Raw genomic sequence first — 18,326 nt, forward strand, 5'->3', positions numbered from 1 at the left:
CCAACCCGCGAATGCGTGGGGTGCGTCTGGCGCCGGAGAGGGCGGCCAGCCTGCGAATGCGTGGGGTGCGCCTCCGGCAGGGGAGGGTGGTCAGCCCGCTAATGCGTGGGGGACGCCTGCGCCTGGGGCTGGCGGGGAGCCGAACTTGCAGGGGGAGGCGCCTTGGGGCGCGCCGCCCGCGACCGGCGGGAGCGGTGAGCAGCCTGCGCAGGACGGGTTCCCCGGAGTCGCCGCCCAACAGGACGCCCAGCAGAACGCGCAGCCGCTGAGCGCCCCGCCCGCCGCCAGTCCGGACGGCGGCTGGGGACAGCCCGGCGGCAATGACGACCCGTCCGGATTCCCCGGCGTGCAGGGGCAAGGTCCCGAGGCCGGACGTCCGGACGGCGCGACCGGTCAGCCCGGGGCCGGGCAGCCGGGCGCCGGGCAGCCCGAGCCGCTGCTTCACTCGGACTTCGCCTGGGAGGCCGCGATCAACCCCGTCCTCGGCGGGACGGAGCAGCAGGACGAGGCGCAGGCCCGGGAACAGCAGCAGGCCGCGCAGGCCCAGCAGCAACAGCAGCAGCCGGTGCCGGGTCCGCAGCAGCAGGCCCCGCAGGCCGCGGCCGGAGGCCCGCACCCGGCGGACGAACTCGTCCGCAAGAACGTGCACGGCGACAAGCTCGGCCGCCGACTCGGGCGCGGGATGCGCAAGGCGGTCGGCGGCGGGTCCGCGATGACCGCGCAGCAGCAGGCCGCGTTCGCCGACCTGATGGCGCGTCCGGTGCCGAGCTTCCGGCAGATCGCGGTCGCGAGCGTCCGCGGCGGCGCCGGCAAGACGACGATGGCCGCGCTCCTCGCCAGCGAGCTGGCCCGCAACCGGCAGGACCGGGTCGTCGCGATCGACGCGGACGCCGAGCTCGGTTCGCTGCCGCTGCGCCTCGGGCTCGTCCCGCAGCTGTCGCTGACCGAGCTGGCGCAGGCGAACCCGGCGACGTTCGACGAGGTGTCGCGGTTCCTGACCCGCACGCCGGACGGCCTGTGGGTGCTGTCGTCCACGCGCGGCGGGCGGATGTCGCAGGAGTTCTCGATCCAGACGTTCCAGCGGGCGCTGAGCTCGGTGAGCCGGTTCGTCAGCGCGGCCGTGGTGGACTGCGGCGCGGGCATCCTGACCGAGGTCAACCAGGGGGTCATCGCCCAGACGCACGCGCTGGTGCTGGTCACGCCGGGCACGGTGGACGGCGCGCTCAGCGCGCGCGGGGCGCTGGAGTGGTTCGCCAACAACGGAAGGCAGCACGTGTTCCAGCGCGCCGTGGTGGTCATGGTGTCGCACGCCCCGCAGATCAACGCCGACCTCGGCCGGGCGCAGGAGATGCTCACCGCCTGGGGGCTGCCGGTGGTGCACGTCCCGTACGACCGGCACGTGGCGACCGGCGCGGCGCTCGACCTCGACAAGATCGGCGGCGCCACCCGGCAGGCCACGACCAAGATCGTGTACCAGGCGTTCGCGCGCTCGCTCGGCCTGCCGGGGGTGGCCGGATGAGCCTGGACTTCGTGGCCCTCGCGCGGCGGCGGCCGGACGTGTTCGCGGTCGCGGACGGCCTCGCCGCGATGGGCGAGCCCATCCACATCCGGGGCGGCGAGCACGAGCCGCCGACCCGCCTGTTCGACGCGGCCGGACGGCTCCTCGTCTCGATCGAGGAACCGGTCGAGGTGACCGTCGCGAGCGAGATCGCGCGGCTGCTCGGCGCGGAGTTCGCCGCGCGGGTCGGCGCGCCGGTCTGGTGGGTGGACGTGCGGGCCGTCGCCGACATCCCTGAGGCCGCCCGCGTCGCGCGCCGCTTCTCCGACGCGCTCGTCCACTGGGTCGGCGGAACGGTCTACCCGGACGGCGAGTCCGACGGCCCGGCCCGGAGCTGGCGCGCCGAGGGCGCGTCCGGCGAGGACGCCTCCGTACCCGGCGTCATCGGCGGCGCTCCGGGCGTCTCCTGACGAGCGTCATCGTCGGCGCTCGGAAGCGCGTCCTGACCGGTGTCATCGTCGGCGCTTTGGGCGTCTCCTGCTTGGCGTCATCGGCGGCGCTCTGAGCGCGTCCTGCTCGGTGTCATCGGTGGTGCTCCGGGCACGTTCTGACCGGCGTCCATACCGGGCGACGCGAGATTGATGGTGTGATCTACGTCGCGTTCGGCATGAGGCGGGAGTAACCGGGTAGTTGCGGCGCGGGGTCGGATGTGGAACGAGGGCCGTCGCGGGAGGGGTCCCGCGGCGGCCCTCGGTGTGTCCACCGGTTCTCGACGCATGTGCGGCCGCCGTCAGCTCCGACGTTCCAGCGCGACCATCGTCACCGCGCCCTCGGGCTGACCCCGTGTCCCAGGCTGGCTACGCCCGACGCGCTCCCGGCCTGGCCGCCGCTGACGTCAGCGCGGGCTGGTCGCCGTCGGCGTCTGTGCGGGTGGGTGCGGAGCGGTGAGCGGGGTGGGTTAGGACGCGTGGGGGTTCTGGAGGTGCTGGAGCAAGCGGCGGTGGCGCTGCCAGCCCTCCGGGGAGCGGCCGTCGCCGAGCGGGAACAGCGTCATCGGCGCGCGCGGCGGCCCGACCTGCTGGCCGGGGATGCCCTGCGGCGCGGGGACGGCACCGGCGACGGCGAGCGCGACGGGCGCGGCGGTGCCGGTCCAGCGGGGCTCGGTGGTGAGGTCGGCGCGTCCGGGAGTGAGCTGCACGAGCAGGGACGCGACGGGCCGGTCGGCCGCGATCGCGCCGACGAGCTGGGGAAGGTGCGCGAGGGGCGGCGGATCCTGCGGGGCGTAGCCGACGGTGACCGTGGTGGCCTCGTTCACCGCGCCGCCGCCCGCCGCCGTGAACGCGCAGACCGCCTGCGCGGGGCGCGGGCCGTCCCCGGCGACGACGACGCGCGACGACTCCCGGTTGCGGACGTGCTCGGTGAACCGGTCCGGACGCCACGGCTCGGCGACCGGCTCGGACGTCCCCCAGCCCAGCGGGGACTTGCCGGTGAGCAGTTGCAACATGCGCTCGACGGTGCCGCCGACCTCGCCGTCCGCCGCGCCGTGCCGGACCCGGTAGATCAGACCTAGCTGCGCCCCCACCGGCCCGGACGGCCGGGAGGTGAAGCCGGGCGCGTAGTCGCGGGCGTCCGGGACGGGCTCGAAGGCCGCGCCGTTCCAGCGCATCGGCCGTCCGGTGAGGCCCTCGTAGTAGCCGTCGCCGTCGCGGATGACCCAGTGCGGGCCGGAGGCGGCCGCGCCGAGCCGCAGCGGGAGCGTGATCCGGGACCCCGGCGGCGTGACGAGCTGCACCGCGCGCCCGGACCCGGCGCAGTCGGCGAGCGCGCCGACCAGCCAGGCCGACAGCGGTACCACGGGCCGGTCCTGGAGGACGATCATTGCCCGTTCGGTCAGTGCGTCCACGGTGCTCATCGTTGGCGAAGTCTATTCCCGCCGGGGCACCGCGCCGTGCGGCGGGACGCCCCGCGCACCGCCGTAACAGGACGAATTTCGCGTGACACGCGGGATGGAAGACAGAGATGTGCTGAAATGTCCGCGATGCCGGAGGAGAAGCGCGCCCGGACGGGCCACAACGCGCCCCGGGCCGCACCCCCCACGCGCCCCGGCCCTCCCGGCACGCCCGCCCCCGGCCCGACCCCGCCGGGCCGTCCCATGCAGCCGGGCCACACCGCACCACCCGAACGTCCCGCGTCCTCCGGGCACCACCCCGCCCAGCCGGGACGTCCCACGCCGCCCAACCGCCCTACCTCCACCGATCGCCCCGCACCTTCGGCACGTCCCGCGCCCTCCGGTCGCACCGCGCAATCAGGACGTTCCGCGCCGTCAGGTCGTCCCCCGTCGCAGGGACGTCCGGCGTCGCAGGCGTCTGGTCGGTCGGGAGCGTCCGGGCGGGGTGCGGGGTCGGGCGGGGCTGGAGCCTCTGGGAGGCGGGCCGGGAAGCCGGCGCATGGGGCTGTGGCGGCGGAGCGGGCGGGGGCGCATGCGTTGCCGCCTGCGCGGATGTCGTCGCGGTCGGTGTTCGAGAGCGAGCCCGTGCCGCCCGGGGGCGGGGAGCCGCCGCACCGGACGGGACGGGCCTGGCGTGTCCTCGGCATCCTCTCGATCGTGATGTCGGTGGTGCTCGTCGCCGGGAGCATCACGGCGTACGCGCTGTGGCGGCGGATCGACGGGCAGATCGGGCGGGAGAACGTGACCGGGCAGCTGCCCGCGAACCGTCCGCCGAAGCTGAACAACGCGATGAACATCCTGCTCATCGGCTCGGACTCGCGGATGGGCGCGAACGCGCGGTACGGGACGGAGGTCGGCGAGCGGTCCGACACGACGATCCTGCTGCACCTGTCGCCGGGCGGTGACCAGGCGATCGGGATCAGCTTCCCGCGCGACTCGATGGTCCGGATCCCGGACTGCAAGCGCAAGAACGGCAACGTGATCCCCGGCCGGCTGGACATGATCAACTCGGCGTTCGCGCAGGGCGGGTCGGCCTGCACCTGGGCCACGATCGAGTCGCTGACCAAAATCCATATCGACCATTTCGTGAAGGTGGACTTCACCGGGTTCAAGCGGGTCGTGGACGCGCTCGGCGGCGTGGAGATCTGCGTGCCGCGCCGCATCGACGACCCGAAGGCCGAGCTGCACCTGCGCCGGGGCCGCCAGATCGTGCACGGCGACCAGGCGCTCGGCTACGTCCGCACCCGGTACGTCCTCGGGGACGGCTCGGACCTCGGCCGCATCCGCCGCCAGCAGCAGTTCATGGCGTCGGTGGTGAAGAAGGCCACCGACAAGGGGATGCTCAAGGACCCCGGCCGGGTCTACTCGTTCCTGTCCGCGGTGGCCAAGTCCATCAAGGTGGACGACGAGTTCACCATGCAGGCCATGGAGCGGCTGGCCACCGGGCTGCGCGGGATGAGCGCGGGCAAGGTGCGGTTCGTGACCGTCCCGGTCGAAGCGTACCCGGCGGACAAGAACCGGGTGCAGTTCGCCCAGGCGCAGGCCGAGCCGCTGTTCGAGGCGATCCGGCACGACAACGCCCCGCCCGCGCCCGCCCCGCCCGCCGCGGGCAAGGGGCCGGGAGGGCCGGCGGGGCCGGGAGGGCCGGCGGGTCAGGCCGGCCAGGCGGGTCCGCAGCAGCGGCCGGTTCAGGCCAGGCCCGTCCCGCCCGCCCAGGTGAAGGTGACCGTCCTGAACGCCACGTCCGAGCAGGGCCTGGCCGGACGCGTCGGAGAGCAGATCAGGGGCCGGGGATTCCAGGTCGTCAAGGTCGGGACGAAGAAGGGCGGCGCGCACCCGAGGACCGAGATCCTCTTCGGTCCGGGCGCGGACCGGCAGGCGGCCGCCCTCGCGGCGGCGGTCCCCGGCCATCCGCCGCGCGCGTTCGCGTCGGGCACTCCCGGCATGGTCTACCTGGTCATCGGCACCGACGGCGCGGACGTCGGCCCGGCGGCGCGGCGTCCGCTGCCGAAGGTCCCGGGGGAGATCCGGGCCGACCGGGACGTCTGCGGACCCCAGTGAGTACCGCGTCCGCAAGTGGCCGGTGAGCGGCCCGGAACGTAGCGCGACAGTTGTCGTTGACGCTTAACGTTCACTGAGAGATCTGACCAGAATAGACGGATTGGCGGTATCTTGTCCGCGCGCCCCAACATCCGTCACTCCCGCCTCGAGAGTCATGCAGTCCGAGCCATTCTGTTTGCTCATGACCGTTTACGGCGGCGACCGCCCGGAGTACCTCCGGGACGCCTTCCGCAGCGCGGTGCACGACCAGACCCTGCGTCCCGACCAGGTCGTGCTCGTCCAGGACGGCCCCGTGTCGCCCGGTCTGACGGCATGCCTCCACGAGCTGATCGCGGCCAGCCCGGTCGAGGTCACCTTCGTCGGCACCGAGGACAACCGCGGCCTCGGCCCGGCCCTGGACCTCGGCCTGTCGGTCTGCCGCCACGACATCGTCGCCCGCATGGACGCCGACGACATCGCGATGCCGCACCGCTTCGCCGTGCAGGTCCCGATCGTCCGGGACGGCGCGGACCTGGTGGGCGCGGGCCTGCTGGAGTTCGGCGCGGACCTGGACGACATCGTCGGCCTCCGAACCCCGCCGAGCAACCCGTCCGACATCGCCCGCTACGCCCGGCTGCACGACCCGTTCAACCACCCGACCGTGGTGTACCGGCGGCGCGCCGTCGCGGCGGCGGGCGGCTACGGAGACCTGCCGCTGATGGAGGACTACTGGCTGTTCGTCCGCATGATCGCCGCGGGCGCGCGCGCCGTGAACGTCCCCGAGCCGCTCGTCTACTACCGCGTCGGGAACGGCGCCTACGAGCGCCGCGGCGGCCGCGACCTGCTCCGCTCCGAGCTGCGCCTCCAGCGCGAGATGCTCCGCGCCGGCCACCTCAGCCGCCCCCAGTACGTCCGCAACCTGGTCGTCCGCGGCGGCTACCGCTTCGTCCCCACTGCGATCCGCCGCCCGGTGTACCGCCTGGTAGTGGCCCCCTACGGCGCCCGCCGCAACCGCACCCGCATCCGCGAGCAGGCCGAGCAGGCCGAGCAGATGAAGGCGCTCTCCCTCGCCCCCGCGCCGCAGCCCTCGGCCCCGGCCGATCCCGGCTGCTAGCCGTCCCGGACGCACCGAGCCCCCGAAGACGCACTACGTCCCCGAAGACGCGCTTGAGGCGTCTCCGGGGGCGTAGGGAGCGGATCAGCTCGCCGGACGGCTCCAGAGGACGGGACGGTCGCCCGAACCGTCCACCGAACGGCCGACGCCGATCAGCTTGCCGCCGAGCGGGGCGAGCCCGGTGATGCGCTGGTCGCCGTCGCCGCGCAGGCCGGTCTCGTTTGTGTCGGTCGCGGTCCAGGCCGTTCCGTCCGGAGAGGTCAGCGCGATCACGTCGGCGGCGCCGTCACGGCCCGTCGTGCCGGTGGCGGTGAAGCCCTTGGTGCCGGCGGCGAGTGCGGTGACGACCAGCCCGCCGCGGTTGCCCGGGGCGGGCAGCGGACGCCAGTTCCGCCCGCCGTCGCTCGACACGTAGCCGAGCCAGCCGGGGCCCTGCGGCGTCGCGACGGTGCCGGTCGCCACCAGCGTCCCGCCCTGCTGGGCGACCTGCGTCAGGAAGCCCTCGGAGCTCCCGGACGGCAGCCGGAGGGTGCGCAGCCGCCACTGCTTGCCGTCGGACGAGGTCCAGACGCCGGGCTGGTTGCCGCCCTTGGCGAGGTGGACGCCGCCGACCGCGGTGTATCCCGACGCTCCGCCGGTGACGCCCAGCATCCACCGGGTGTCGCGGCCGCCCGTCAGGTCGTCGCGGCCCGCGCCCCGGCCGCGCTCCCAGCGGGAGAGGTCGGCGGAGAACCAGGTCGCCGCCGACGGCCCCTCCGCCCCGACGATCACATAGCCGGACGGCCCGCTCGCCACCGCCGCCGTCACCGGCTGCGCCGGTCCCGAGCCGTGGAAGGCGGCGCCGGCGTCGGCGGCCGTCCAACTAGTCCCGTCGGGCGAGGTGGTGACCAGCGCGTGGCCCTGGTCGGAGCCGACCGCGACCCAGCCCTTCGCGCCGCCCGCCACCGCGGTGAGCCGCTGCGAACCCGCCCGCGTGAACGCCGCGCCCTGGCCGGTCGCGGGACGCCAGGTGGAGCCGTCGCCGGAGACCCACGCCGCGGCGTCGCCGCCCGCGCTGCCCACCGCGACGGCACGGCCGGAACCGGCCGCGACCGCCGCGACGGTGTGGTCGCGCCGGAGCGCGCCGGGCACCTTGGCGAGGTCCACCTCGCGCACGGCGCCGCCGTCCCAGACGGCGAGCAGCGCGTCCCCGTCGCCGCCCGTGCGGTGCCCGACCGCGACCGCGTGCCCGCCCGCGGACGTCGCGTCCTCGACGAACTGGCCGGACCGCACGGCGAGCGCGCCGCCGTCCTGCCAGGTCATGCCGTCGCGGCTGCCGGACACCAGCAGGTCGCGGCCCCGGTCCACCAGCGCGGAGTAGCCCTCCCCGTCGCCGAACAGCCGGACCGTCGAGCGGTAGCCGCCCGGCGCGAGGCGGCCCGCCTGCTTCCAGGACGTGCCGTCGGCCGAGGTGAACACCTGCCCGTAGTTCCTGCCGCCCTCGTTGACCTCGCGGACGGCCGCGAACCCGGACGGTCCGCCGCCGAGCACCAGGCCGTGCGAGCCCTTGGGCACCGGGGCGTCGGCCGCGGTCCAGGACCGTCCGCCGTCGTTCGAGCGCCACAGCCGCCGGACGCCTCCGGCCTTCTTGTTGTCGGGGGTGACGAGGCTCTCCATCACGACGGTCTGGTCGGTCGCGACGGCCTCGATCAGCCGCACGGCCCCCTTGCGGGTGGTCATGCCGATCTGCTGGACACCCCGGCGCGCCTCCCAGGACGTGCCGTCGGGCGAGCGCCACACCACCGGCTCGGCGTCGGACTGGTCGCCCTTCGCCGAGGTCTCGCCGATGGCGACGTAGCCGGCGGCGGTGGCGATGACGCGCTGCACGTGCGCGTTCGGGCCGAACACGTCGCCGACCGCGTCGGGCTGCCGCTTCCAGTCCTTGCCGTCGGCGCTGGTCCAGACGACTCCGCCGCCGCCCGGCCGGGTGCCGACCGCGACCCAGCCGCGCGACGAGCCGCCGACCGCCCGCGCGACCTCGCCGCGTCCGGGCACCGCGCCGTTCGCGCCCTGCACCGTGCCGGGGGTGAAGGACTTGCCGCCGTCGCCCGACACCAGGAACAGCGGGCGGGCGTCCTGCGGGTCGCTCTCGCCGCCGACCGTGACGACGGTCGAACCGGCCGCGGCGGTCCCGGCGAGCTCCTGGTCGCGCCCGTCACCGGACGCGCCGCCGGACGTGGGGAAGACCGAGTCGCCGACGCGTACCCCGGCCTTCGCGTCCTTGTCGTCGCCGCCGAACTTCATGAACGCGAACACGCCTCCGGCCGCCACCGCGGCGACGGCCAGCCCGGCGGCTCCGAAGACGAGGACCTTGCGGCCGGCCCCGCCGCGCTTGGCCTTCGTGCCGCCCTTGTCCGCGCCGGGCGTGCTGCCGCCGGTGCGCCAGGGTTCGTCGAACTGCGGGGGCGGTGCGACCGGCGCGTCCGGACGGGGGATGTCCATCCGGGTGCCGTCCATCCGGGTGCCGTCCATGCGGGTGGCGTCCATGCGGGCGGCGTCCGGACGCGGCAGGTCGCTCTGCGTCACGTCGCGCGGCGGGCTGGACGAGAGCGCGCCCGGCGAGGGTCGGCGGTCCGGGATCTCCTGCGCGTACGGGAAGGGCTCGGCGGCTGCGGGCCGTGCCGGAGGGATCTCCTGGGCGTACGGGAACGGAGCCGGTTCGGCCGTCTGGCCGGACGGGGTCTCCTGCGCGTACGGGAACGGTTGCGCCGGAGGGATCTCCTGCGCGTAAGGGAACGGAGCCGAGGCAGCGGACGGCTGCGCCGGAGGCTGCTGAGCAGAAGGAATCTGCTGCGTCGGGGGCTGCTGCGCTGGCGGCGTCTGCTGAGCGGGAGGAGTCTCCTGCACAGGCGGGGGCGGCGCGGGGAGTTCCTGCGCGTACGGGAACGGCTCCGGCTGCATCGGGAGGTCCGGCAGAAGCCCGGCGTCCGGGCCCGGTCCGTAGGGGTCCTGCCACTGCGGGGGAGGCGGGGCGTCGGGAGTCCCCCCGGCGGACTCGTCAGGAGCCCGGTCCTCGTCCGGCCGCTGGTTCGGAGTCCCGGGTGAAGTCACGCCCATCTCCCTGGTTGCCTGGTGTACGCCTCCGGATCATAGCGAGGCGATACGGATGAAAAGGCACGGTTCGGGCGGTGATCAGCGGTGACCGGTGCGCACGAGCAGCGTCAGGCGGACTCCCGCGGACGCCCAGACGCCCGCCGTCCGCCAGGGGCCGGCCTCGCCCAGCACCTTCCGCCGCTGCCCGGCCGCGTTGCCCGGCCCCGGACGGACGGCCCGGGACGACATGATCCACACGCGGTCGGCGGCGGCCAGCGCGGGCAGCATCGCCTCCGGCGGCGAATCCACGCCGACGTAGTTCCCCGCCCGGACCGGATCGACGGCCAGCCCGACGTCCCGCACCCGCCGGAACGCGTCCGGGTAGGCCAGCGAGCCCCAGCGGACGACGCCCGACAGGAAGACCATCGTGTCGCCGGGCCTGGCCTGCTGCCGCAGGACGTCCGCGGCGAGGCGCAGGTCCAGCCTGCTGTTCTCGCGCCTGATCTGTCCCTGGTGCGGCAGGCTGAGGTCCGCCAGCAGCGCGACCGTCGCCACGAGCGCCGTCATCCCGAGCCACCGGCCGGACGTCCGGCGGCCGAACCGCGCCACCCGCGCGAGCGCGAGGCCGACCAGCAGCGCCAGCGCCGGGACGCAGAAGAACACGTAACGGGAGAGGAAGACCGGGCTGCCGACGAACGACCAGGCCAGCAGCACCGCCGGCGGGAGCAGCAGCCACGGGACGGCCAGCGCCGCCGCCGGAATCCCCTCGCGCCCCGGCCGCCCGTCCGCTCCGGGCTGCGCTCCGGCTCCAGGCCGCCGGCCCACGATCGCGCCGACGACCGCGAGCACCGCCACCGGCAGGATCATCGAGCGCGTCCCGGCGAGGAACTCCGCCAGGTTGACCACCGTGGACCCGTTCGGCGGCTTCAGCCATTCCACCTGTTTCCGCTGGCCGGCCGCCGCGAGCACGAACGGGGCCAGCCCGGCGCCGGCGGCGACGGCCGCGATCAGCCAGCGCCACAGCAGCCCGGTCTCGCGGCGTCGTGCGAGCGCCAGCGTCACCAGGTGCGCCGGGACGAGGAGCAGCGCGTCCAGGTTGAGCATGCCGAGCAGCAGCACCGAGGCCGTGTAGCCGGCGAGCCAGGGGCCGCGCCTCCGCACGCCGTCCGCGCAGCCCCGGAGCAGCAGGTAGGACGCGAGGACGGCCACCGCCGCGACCAGCGAGTAGGAGCGGGCCTCCTGCGCGTACCGCGACACCGTGGGCAGCCCGCCGTAGGCGAGCCCGGCCGCCAGTCCGGCGGCGGTCCCGCCGAGCCGCCGGCCGAGGACGACGAGCCCGGCCGACGCCGCGGCGGCGGCAAGCGCGCTGGGCATCCGCAGGGACCACTCGCCGATGCCGAACACGTCCGCCCAGGGCCGCATCAGCAGGTAGTAGGTGGCGTGGACGAGATCGAGCCGATCGAAGACGCGCAGCATGTCGGGCAGCGGACGGCTCACCGCGCTCACCGTCGCCGCCTCGTCCGTCCAGTAGGACGGGCGGCCAAGCTGCACCAGGACGACGGCCAGCGTCGACGCCGCGGCGACGAGCGGGGCGACGAAGCCGGGCAGCGAGCGGAGACGGGCGGGCGACAGTCCGCCCCGGGTCAGCGCGCCCCGGGTCAGCGCGCCTCGGATCCCGCCCGCCGGGGGCCGCGTCGTCAGTGCCATCGAAGGTTCACTCCCGGGGGCCGGGATGATCGTCCGGCGTGGGCGGCGGCAGGGCGGTGGATCCGGCGGCCATGCCGTCGCGGTCCAGGCCCGCCTCGCGCAGCACCGAGCTGTTCGGACGGGGGCGGCCGAGCACCCCGGCCCGGACGCCGCGCGCGAGGGCGCGCCGGAGCACGGCCCGGTCGGCGGATCCGGCGAAGGTGTGCGACCAGCGCCGCAGCGTGGATCCGGCGTACAGCGCCCGCTCCGCGGGGGCCAGGCCGGGGCTGCGGGTGAACAGCCAGATCTTGTTGCGGACCTCGTAGAAGAACCGCTCGCCGGGATCGGCCTCGGTGCCGCCGAACGTTCCGGTCTTGTGGACGACCCGGCTGTCCGGGCAGTACAGGCCGCGCCGTCCCCGCAGCAGCCGGGTGGTGAACTCGAAGTCGTCGTTCCACAGGAAGTAGTCGGCGACCGGCAGCCCCCGCTCGCGCACGACCGCCGCGTCCACCAGCAGCGAGACGAAGGACGCCGACCTGATCGGACGGCAGCCCACCGCCCGCGCGGCCTCGCGTTCGGCCTTCGTCGCGCCGGGCTTGTCGCGCGGGGTGTTCATCGGGTGGTCCCGGCCGTCGGTCCACAGGACCCTGCTGGCCACCACGGCCGGCGGGGTTCCGGCGTACCGGTACCGCGCCGCGACCAGGGCCGAAAGGGCGGACGGCTCGGGCACGGTGTCGTCGTCCATCAGCCAGATCAGGGAGGCGCCCCGGTCCAGCGCCCGCGCCATCCCGGCGGCGAAGCCGCCCGCCCCGCCGATGTTGCGCGAGGTGCGGAGGATCTCCAGCGGGAACGGGTCGCCGGCGGCGTCGCACCGGGCCCGCAGCAGCGCGTCGGTTCCGTCCGACGAGGCGTTGTCGACCACGATCACCGCGTCCGGCGGGCGGGTCTGCGCCGCCAGGGCGTCCAGTGCCTCGGCCAGCAGCCTGCGCCGGTCGTAGGTGACCAGCACGGCGACGACGGACATCAGCCGGCCGCCCGGCGGGTGAGGCGGGGGCGGTCGTCCTCGGGCTCCTCGCCGTCGCCCTCGTCGCCGGTCTCCGGCGGCGGCGGAGGAGGCTCGACGCCCTTGAGCCGCTCCATCATGTGCCAGTAGCCGACCCGCAGCCGCCAGACGGCCGGGTTGCGCTCGCTCATGTGCCGGGCCATCAGCTTGGGCAGCGCGGTCCCGCGCTGCTCGTTCCGCTCGGCGTGCAGTTCCCCGAGCTCCTGGCGCAGGGCGGAGATCCGGTCGAGCAGCGCCAGGATCGTGTGCGACGCGGCGTCCACGACGGCGGCCGGGTCGGGCGGCGGCCGCTCGCCGTCCTCGCCGCGCTCGGGCGGGAGCAGTTCGGCGAGGTCGCCGACCACGTCGTAGCCGGCCTCGCGGACCGCCTCGACGAGCTCCTTGGCCTGGACCTCGGCCCAGGCCCGGCGGTCGGGGGGCAGCGGGACGCGGCCGGGCTCGCCCTGGCCGGGCAGCACCTGCAACGCCAGCAGGTCGGTGACCAGCCGGTGGTACAGCCACATGGGGACCTCGTCGTCGACCGCGTGGTTGACCGCGCGCAGCAGTTCGGTCTCGGTCCAGCTCAGCGACGAGTTGGAGCGCGCCGAATCGACGTCCACCGTGCTCGGGTCGGCGCCCACGATGCCCGCGAACCGCTCCCAGAGCAGCGTGCGCGGCGCCCCCTTGCGCGGGACCGTCAGCACGTGGACGCGCTCCGGGGGGACGTGCGCCGACCAGCGGCCGAGCACCTCGGGGATGTCGTGGACCCGCCAGAACCAGGCCGCGGCGGCCTGGTCGCGGGGGCCGTCGATCACCTCGCCCAGCCAGTGCCCGAAGTCGTAGTGGAAGCGGTGCTTGACGTACTCCTGCCACTCCGAGGGCAGCAGCCCGGCCAGGTCGCGCGCCGAGTACACGACGTGGACCGGCAGCGGGGCCAGCGACCGCACCGCGCGGGCGGCGGCCCGGGCGTCGGCCGCGGCGATGACCTCGTTGGAGATCACGGCGACCCGCGCGTCCGAGGCCTTGATCTCGGCGACGAGCGCGTCCCAGGCGCCGGTCCAGTCCGCCGCCGGGTCGCCCTCCTCGGGGACCAGCCCGCGCAGGTCGCGGGTCGCGCGCACGTGCGCGGCGAACGAGCCGCCGGGGAGGAGCACGCCCTGCTCGGCCAGCGTCGCGGCGTTGTTCCACAGCAGGCTCTGCAGGAAGGTCGTCCCGCTCTTCGGCGCGCCGATGTGGAGGAAGACGGCCGGTCCGGACGAACCGCCGGAGCCCGTGGCCGATTGCGGGCTGGGGTGGGCCTCGGCCACCTGAGTCTCCCCATTCCATGCTGACAAAGTTGGACGATTCTGTATCTTAACTGCGCACCACCGTTTGACAGGGCAAAGCTCCCAAAAGTCACGATGCGGCACCCGAGTGGCCGTGGAAAGTCGAGCCGTGAACGCTGATCTAGTTGTCGTGGGCTCCGGATTCTTCGGGCTCACCGTCGCCGAGCGCTGCGCCGCGGAACTGGGGCTCCGGGTCCTGGTCCTGGAGCGCAGGCAGCACCTCGGCGGCAACGCCTACAGTGAGCCCGAGCCGCAGACCGGCATCGAGATCCACCGCTACGGCGCGCACCTGTTCCACACCTCCAACGAGCGGGTGTGGGAGTACGCCAACCGGTTCACCGCCTTCACCGACTACCGGCACCGGGTGTACTCGACCTACAAGGGCCGCGTCTACGCGATGCCGATCAACCTCGGCACGATCTGCTCCTACTTCGGCCGCGCGTTCAGCCCGGACGAGGCCCGCGCGCTGATCGCCGGGCAGGCCGCGGAGGTCACCGACCCCGCGAACCTGGAGGAGAAGGCGATCTCGCTGATCGGACGGCCGCTGTACGAGGCGTTCATCCGCGGCTACACCGCCAAGCAGTGGCAGACCGACCCGCGCGAGCTGCCCGCCGAGATCATCTCCCGGCTGCCCGTCCGCTACACCTTCGACAACCGGTACTTCAACGACCGCTACGAGGGCCTGCCCGTCGACGGCTACACGGCCTGGCTGGAGCGGATGGCCGACCACCCGAACATCGAGATCCGGCTCGGCACCGACTTCTTCGACGTCCGGGACGATCTCGCCGGGTCCGTCCCGGTCGTCTACACCGGCCCGCTGGACCGCTACTTCGGCTTCGCCGAGGGCGAGCTCGGCTGGCGCACCCTCGACTTCGAGACCGAGGTGCTGCCCACGGGCGATTTCCAGGGCACCTCGGTGATGAATTTCGCGGACGAGGACGTCCCCTACACTCGGATCCACGAATTCCGGCACTTCCACCCCGAGCGGACGCACTACCCGTCCGACCGCACGGTGATCATGCGCGAGTTCTCGAGGTTCGCCCGGCGCGGCGACGAGCCGTACTACCCGATCAACACCCCCGCGGACCGGGCCCGGCTGCTGCGCTACCGGGAGATGGCGCGGCGCGAGGACGGCGTCCTGTTCGGCGGACGGCTCGGCACCTACAAGTACCTCGACATGCACATGGCGATCGCGAGCGCGCTCGGCATGGTCGACAACCGGCTGCGGCCCCACTTCACCGAGGGCGCGCCGCTGATCAGCGGAGGAATGGACGAGTGAGCGACACCACCGACACGGCCGCGGACGGGCCCGCGGCGGCCGCGACCGACGGCCTGCGGGTGCTGCACCGGGTCATCATGCCCGCCGAGCGCGACCTGGACGTCCTGCGCCTGTACGTGGACGGCAACGCGGTCTTCGGCCGCCGCTCGGTGGACCTCGCGGGGGCCGCCGAGCAGGTGCTCGCCGAGCAGGACACCGGGACGGGCCGCCCCGCCGCCGGGTACCGGCCGTCCTCCAAGGACGACAGCGCGGAGATCATCGGCCGGCGGAGCATCGTCGTGCCGTCCGGCGCGCGGGTCTCGTTCTGCTCCTACTTCAACGCCTTCCCGGCCGGGTACTGGCGGCGCTGGAGCACGGTCGAGACCGTCCGGCTGCGGCTGGCGGTGCGCGGCGAGGCGACGGTCCTCATCTACCGCTCGACCGGCAAGGGGCACCTGGAGCGGATCAAGGCGCTCCAGTTCGACTCCGACACCTCGGTCGAGCGCAGCGTCGACCTGCCGCTCGCGCCGTTCATCGACGGCGGCTGGTACTGGTTCGACATCATCGCCGACGGCCGCACCGCCGTGCTCGACCGCGCCGAGTGGTGCGCCGCCACCGAGCGGACCACGCCCGGCACCGCCACCATCGGCATCACCACCTTCAACCGGCCGAAGTTCTGCGTCGAGCAGCTCGTCGCCCTCGCCGGGGCGGGCGACGTCCTGGACGTCGTCGACGAGATCATCGTGGTGGACCAGGGCACCGACCGGATCGAGGACCACCCCGACTTCCCGGCCGCCGCGGCCGCCCTCGGCGACCGGCTGCGCGTCATCGACCAGGCCAACCTCGGCGGTTCCGGCGGCTTCGCGCGGGCCATGCACGAGACCGTCGAGGCCGGGCGCAGCACCTACACGCTGCTGCTGGACGACGACGTCATCCTCGAACCCGAGGGCATCGTGCGCGCGGTCACCTTCGCCGACCTCGCCCGCGGCCCGATGATCGTCGGCGGCCACATGCTGGACCTGTACAACCGGTCGGTGCTGCACGTCTTCGGCGAGACCATCGCCCGCTACCGCTGGTGGATGGAGCCCGCGCCGAACACCTTCCTCGGCCACGACCTGGCGCACACGCCCCTGCGGCACACGCCGTGGCTGCACCGCCGCGCCGACGTGGACTACAACGCCTGGTGGATGTGCCTCATCCCGGTCGACGTCATCCGCAAGATCGGGCTGTCGCTGCCGTTCTTCATCAAGTGGGACGACATCGAGTACGGCCTGCGCGCCAAGGAGGCGGGCATCCCCACCGTGTCGCTGCCCGGCGCGGCGGTCTGGCACGTCCCGTGGCACTCCAAGGACGTGATGACCGACTGGCAGGCCTACTTCACCGAGCGCAACCGCATCGTCACGGCGCTCGTCTACTCCCCGTACGAGCGCGGCGGGAACATGCTCAAGGAGAGCCTGTTCATCACCATCAAGCACGCCCTGGCCATGCAGTACTCCACGGCCGAGCTGATGCTCCTCGCCATCGAGGACGCCCTGAAGGGGCCGGACGACCTGCACCCGTCGATCGTCACCAAGATGGGTGAGCTGCGCGAGCTGCGCGCCGGCTTCATCGACGCCCGCGCCGAGAGCGACCTGGACGCGTTCCCGGCGGTGCGCCGCCGCAAGCCCCCGCGCAAGGGCCGCGGCGTCGCCCCGCCCAAGGACCGGAAGGCGATGATCCGCACCGCGCTGCTCGGCGCGGCCCGCCAGCTCAAGCCGGTGGACCAGCACCCGCGGACCCACCCCGAGGCCGTCGTCCCGCACGTGGACCAGACGTGGTGGCTGCTCACCAAGTTCGACAGCGCCCTGGTCTCGTCCGCGGACGGCACGAAGGTCGCCTGGTACCAGCGCGACCCGCGCCGGTTCTGGTCGCTGATCCGCCGCGCCAACGCGCTGCACGCCCGCCTCATGAAGGACTGGGACTCGCTGAGCGCCCGCTACCGGGCGGCGCTCCCCGAACTCACCGCGCCCGAGGCGTGGCGGGCCACCTTCGCCAAGGCGGACAAGCCCGCGCCCGCCGCCAAGTCGGCGGCCGCGGTCAAGGCCGCCGCGGCCGTCGAGGCCGCCACGTCCGCGCGCGTGGACGTCCCCGCCGTCTCCCTCGACTCCGCCGCCGACGCCGCCCCCGGCGCTTCCCCCTCGCCCGTCCCCGAACCCGAGCGTCCTGCGTCTCCCATGTCCGAGCAGCCCGCGCCTCCGGCGGCTGAGCGTTCTGTGCCTCCGGCGGCTGAGCGTCCTGCGTCTCCCGCGTCCGAGCAGCCCGCGCCTCCGGCGGCTGAGCAGCCCGCGCCTCCGGAGGCTGAGCGTCCTGCGCCTCCGAAGGCGGAGAGCGGCGGGGCCGGCTGATGTCCGCTTCGGGGGACCAACCGGACGGTGCCGTCGCGGACCCCGCGGCGGCGCCGGCCGACGCGGGGGCGACGGCGTCGGCGGGCGCCGGCCGAGAGGCGGACCCCGCCGCCGAGCCCGGGCTGGTCGCGCCGGGGCAGGGCGGCGGCCTGGGGGACGTGTTCCGCCGGCGCTACCTGCTGCGCCTCATCGTCCGGCGGGAGCTGCGCGCCCGCTACCAGGGGTCGCTGCTCGGGTTCGGCTGGTCGTACGTGCGGCCGGCCGCGCACTTCTCGGTCTTCTACTTCGTGGTCGGGCAGTTCCTCGGCATGAGCCAGCGGGTCCAGCACTTCCCGATCTTCATGTTCTCCGCGCTGGTGCTGGTCTCCTTCTTCAACGAGACGCTGATCAACGGCACCCACGCGGTGCTGGGCAACGCGGCGCTGGTGCGCAAGGTGTACCTGCCGCGCGAGCTGTTCCCGGTGGCGTCGCTGCTGGTCTCGCTCGTCCATCTGGTGCCCGGCGTCGGGATCGTGCTGGTCGTCGCGGCGACCTGGGGCTGGTCGCCGTCGCCGGTCGCGCTCGGCTCGGCGGTGCTCGGGTTCCTCATCGTCGCGACCCTCGGCCTCGGCCTCGGCCTAGCCTGCGCGGCCCTGCACGTGTTCTACCGGGACACCGACAAGGTCGTGGACATCGCGACGCTGTTCGTCACCTGGTCGGTGCCGATGATCTACCCCTGGCACGTCGTCCGGGACACCGCCCCGCACTGGGCCGCCGAGCTGTACCTGGCCAACCCGCTGGCCGAGGCGGTGCTGCTGTTCCAGCGGGCGTTCTGGTGGCCCACCACCGACCGGACGTTCGCGTTCCCGCCGCACCTGACCCGCGACGCGCTGGCCGCGCTCGCCGGATCGGTGCTCGTCCTGGTCGCCGGGCAGTACATCTTCGCCCGGATGCAGCGACGCTTCGCCGAGGAGCTCTGA

12 protein-coding genes are annotated in these 18,326 nt (G+C 74.3%); 7 read left to right on the forward strand and 5 right to left on the reverse strand.

Features of this window, described 5'->3' with window-relative positions; all coding sequences use genetic code 11:
- The first annotated feature begins 145 nt into the window (after positions 1 to 145).
- A complete protein-coding gene (locus ACFPCY_RS38545; protein WP_378263991.1) occupies positions 146 to 1,519 on the forward strand; it encodes a MinD/ParA family ATP-binding protein in 1,374 nt (457 codons plus the stop codon).
- Positions 1,516 to 1,968 carry a hypothetical protein gene (locus ACFPCY_RS38550; protein ID WP_378263993.1) on the forward strand — a complete coding sequence of 151 codons (453 nt, stop codon included), beginning with the start codon at positions 1,516 to 1,518 and terminating at the stop codon, positions 1,966 to 1,968. The genes ACFPCY_RS38545 and ACFPCY_RS38550 overlap by 4 nt, the downstream gene beginning before the upstream one ends.
- 488 nt (positions 1,969 to 2,456) lie before the next feature.
- Here ACFPCY_RS38550 and ACFPCY_RS38555 read toward each other — a convergent pair whose 3' ends face one another.
- Positions 2,457 to 3,410: a DUF6177 family protein gene (locus ACFPCY_RS38555; RefSeq protein WP_378263995.1), complete on the reverse strand. Its 954-nt coding sequence runs from the start codon at positions 3,408 to 3,410 to the stop codon at positions 2,457 to 2,459.
- A 588-nt stretch (positions 3,411 to 3,998) separates the two neighbouring features.
- Here ACFPCY_RS38555 and ACFPCY_RS38560 point away from each other — a divergent pair.
- The gene (locus tag ACFPCY_RS38560) at positions 3,999 to 5,507 is read left to right on the forward strand and encodes an LCP family protein (protein WP_378263997.1); all 1,509 of its coding nucleotides are present in this window, start codon (positions 3,999 to 4,001) and stop codon (positions 5,505 to 5,507) included.
- 181 nt (positions 5,508 to 5,688) lie between these two features.
- Entirely contained in the window at positions 5,689 to 6,600 is a 912-nt protein-coding gene (locus ACFPCY_RS38565; RefSeq protein WP_378263999.1) for a glycosyltransferase, read from the forward strand.
- Between the two features lie 84 nt (positions 6,601 to 6,684).
- Here the strand turns inward: ACFPCY_RS38565 and ACFPCY_RS38570 are convergent, their stop codons facing one another.
- From ACFPCY_RS38570 to ACFPCY_RS38585, 4 genes are all read right to left on the reverse strand, one after another.
- Complete coding sequence (locus ACFPCY_RS38570) at positions 6,685 to 9,690, reverse strand: hypothetical protein (RefSeq protein WP_378264001.1); 3,006 nt, start codon at positions 9,688 to 9,690, stop codon at positions 6,685 to 6,687.
- A gap of 81 nt (positions 9,691 to 9,771) precedes the next feature.
- Entirely contained in the window at positions 9,772 to 11,379 is a 1,608-nt protein-coding gene (locus tag ACFPCY_RS38575) for a glycosyltransferase family 39 protein (RefSeq protein ID WP_378264003.1), read from the reverse strand.
- 7 nt (positions 11,380 to 11,386) lie between these two features.
- Positions 11,387 to 12,382 carry a glycosyltransferase gene (locus ACFPCY_RS38580; RefSeq protein WP_378264005.1) on the reverse strand — a complete coding sequence of 332 codons (996 nt, stop codon included), beginning with the start codon at positions 12,380 to 12,382 and terminating at the stop codon, positions 11,387 to 11,389.
- Entirely contained in the window at positions 12,382 to 13,707 is a 1,326-nt protein-coding gene (locus ACFPCY_RS38585) for a hypothetical protein (RefSeq protein ID WP_378264007.1), read from the reverse strand. The genes ACFPCY_RS38580 and ACFPCY_RS38585 overlap by 1 nt, the downstream gene beginning before the upstream one ends.
- Positions 13,708 to 13,834: 127 nt before the next feature.
- Here ACFPCY_RS38585 and glf point away from each other — a divergent pair, with 127 nt between their 5' ends.
- The 3 genes from glf to ACFPCY_RS38600 are packed head-to-tail and all read left to right on the forward strand — an operon-like array spanning position 13,835 to position 18,326.
- Positions 13,835 to 15,004: a UDP-galactopyranose mutase gene (gene glf / locus ACFPCY_RS38590; RefSeq protein WP_378264009.1), complete on the forward strand. Its 1,170-nt coding sequence runs from the start codon at positions 13,835 to 13,837 to the stop codon at positions 15,002 to 15,004.
- Positions 15,001 to 17,367, forward strand: coding sequence for a glycosyltransferase (locus tag ACFPCY_RS38595; RefSeq protein WP_378264011.1), 2,367 nt, complete (start codon positions 15,001 to 15,003; stop codon positions 17,365 to 17,367). Before glf ends, ACFPCY_RS38595 begins: the two co-directional genes overlap by 4 nt.
- Complete coding sequence (locus ACFPCY_RS38600) at positions 17,367 to 18,326, forward strand: ABC transporter permease (protein WP_378264013.1); 960 nt, start codon at positions 17,367 to 17,369, stop codon at positions 18,324 to 18,326. The genes ACFPCY_RS38595 and ACFPCY_RS38600 overlap by 1 nt, the downstream gene beginning before the upstream one ends.

The organism is Actinomadura gamaensis, from assembly GCF_042652125.1.
Lineage (GTDB): Bacteria > Actinomycetota > Actinomycetes > Streptosporangiales > Streptosporangiaceae > Spirillospora > Spirillospora gamaensis.

Excerpts from the sequence above, each read along its gene's own strand:
- ACFPCY_RS38550 (WP_378263993.1), top strand. The coding sequence starts at position 1,516 with ATGAGCCTGGACTTCGTGGCCCTCGCGCGGCGGCGGCCGGACGTGTTC.
- ACFPCY_RS38555 (WP_378263995.1), bottom strand. The coding sequence starts at position 3,410 with ATGAGCACCGTGGACGCACTGACCGAACGGGCAATGATCGTCCTCCAG.
- ACFPCY_RS38560 (WP_378263997.1), top strand. The coding sequence starts at position 3,999 with ATGTCGTCGCGGTCGGTGTTCGAGAGCGAGCCCGTGCCGCCCGGGGGC.
- ACFPCY_RS38565 (WP_378263999.1), top strand. The coding sequence starts at position 5,689 with ATGACCGTTTACGGCGGCGACCGCCCGGAGTACCTCCGGGACGCCTTC.
- ACFPCY_RS38575 (WP_378264003.1), bottom strand. The coding sequence starts at position 11,379 with ATGGCACTGACGACGCGGCCCCCGGCGGGCGGGATCCGAGGCGCGCTG.
- ACFPCY_RS38580 (WP_378264005.1), bottom strand. The coding sequence starts at position 12,382 with ATGTCCGTCGTCGCCGTGCTGGTCACCTACGACCGGCGCAGGCTGCTG.
- ACFPCY_RS38600 (WP_378264013.1), top strand. The coding sequence starts at position 17,367 with ATGTCCGCTTCGGGGGACCAACCGGACGGTGCCGTCGCGGACCCCGCG.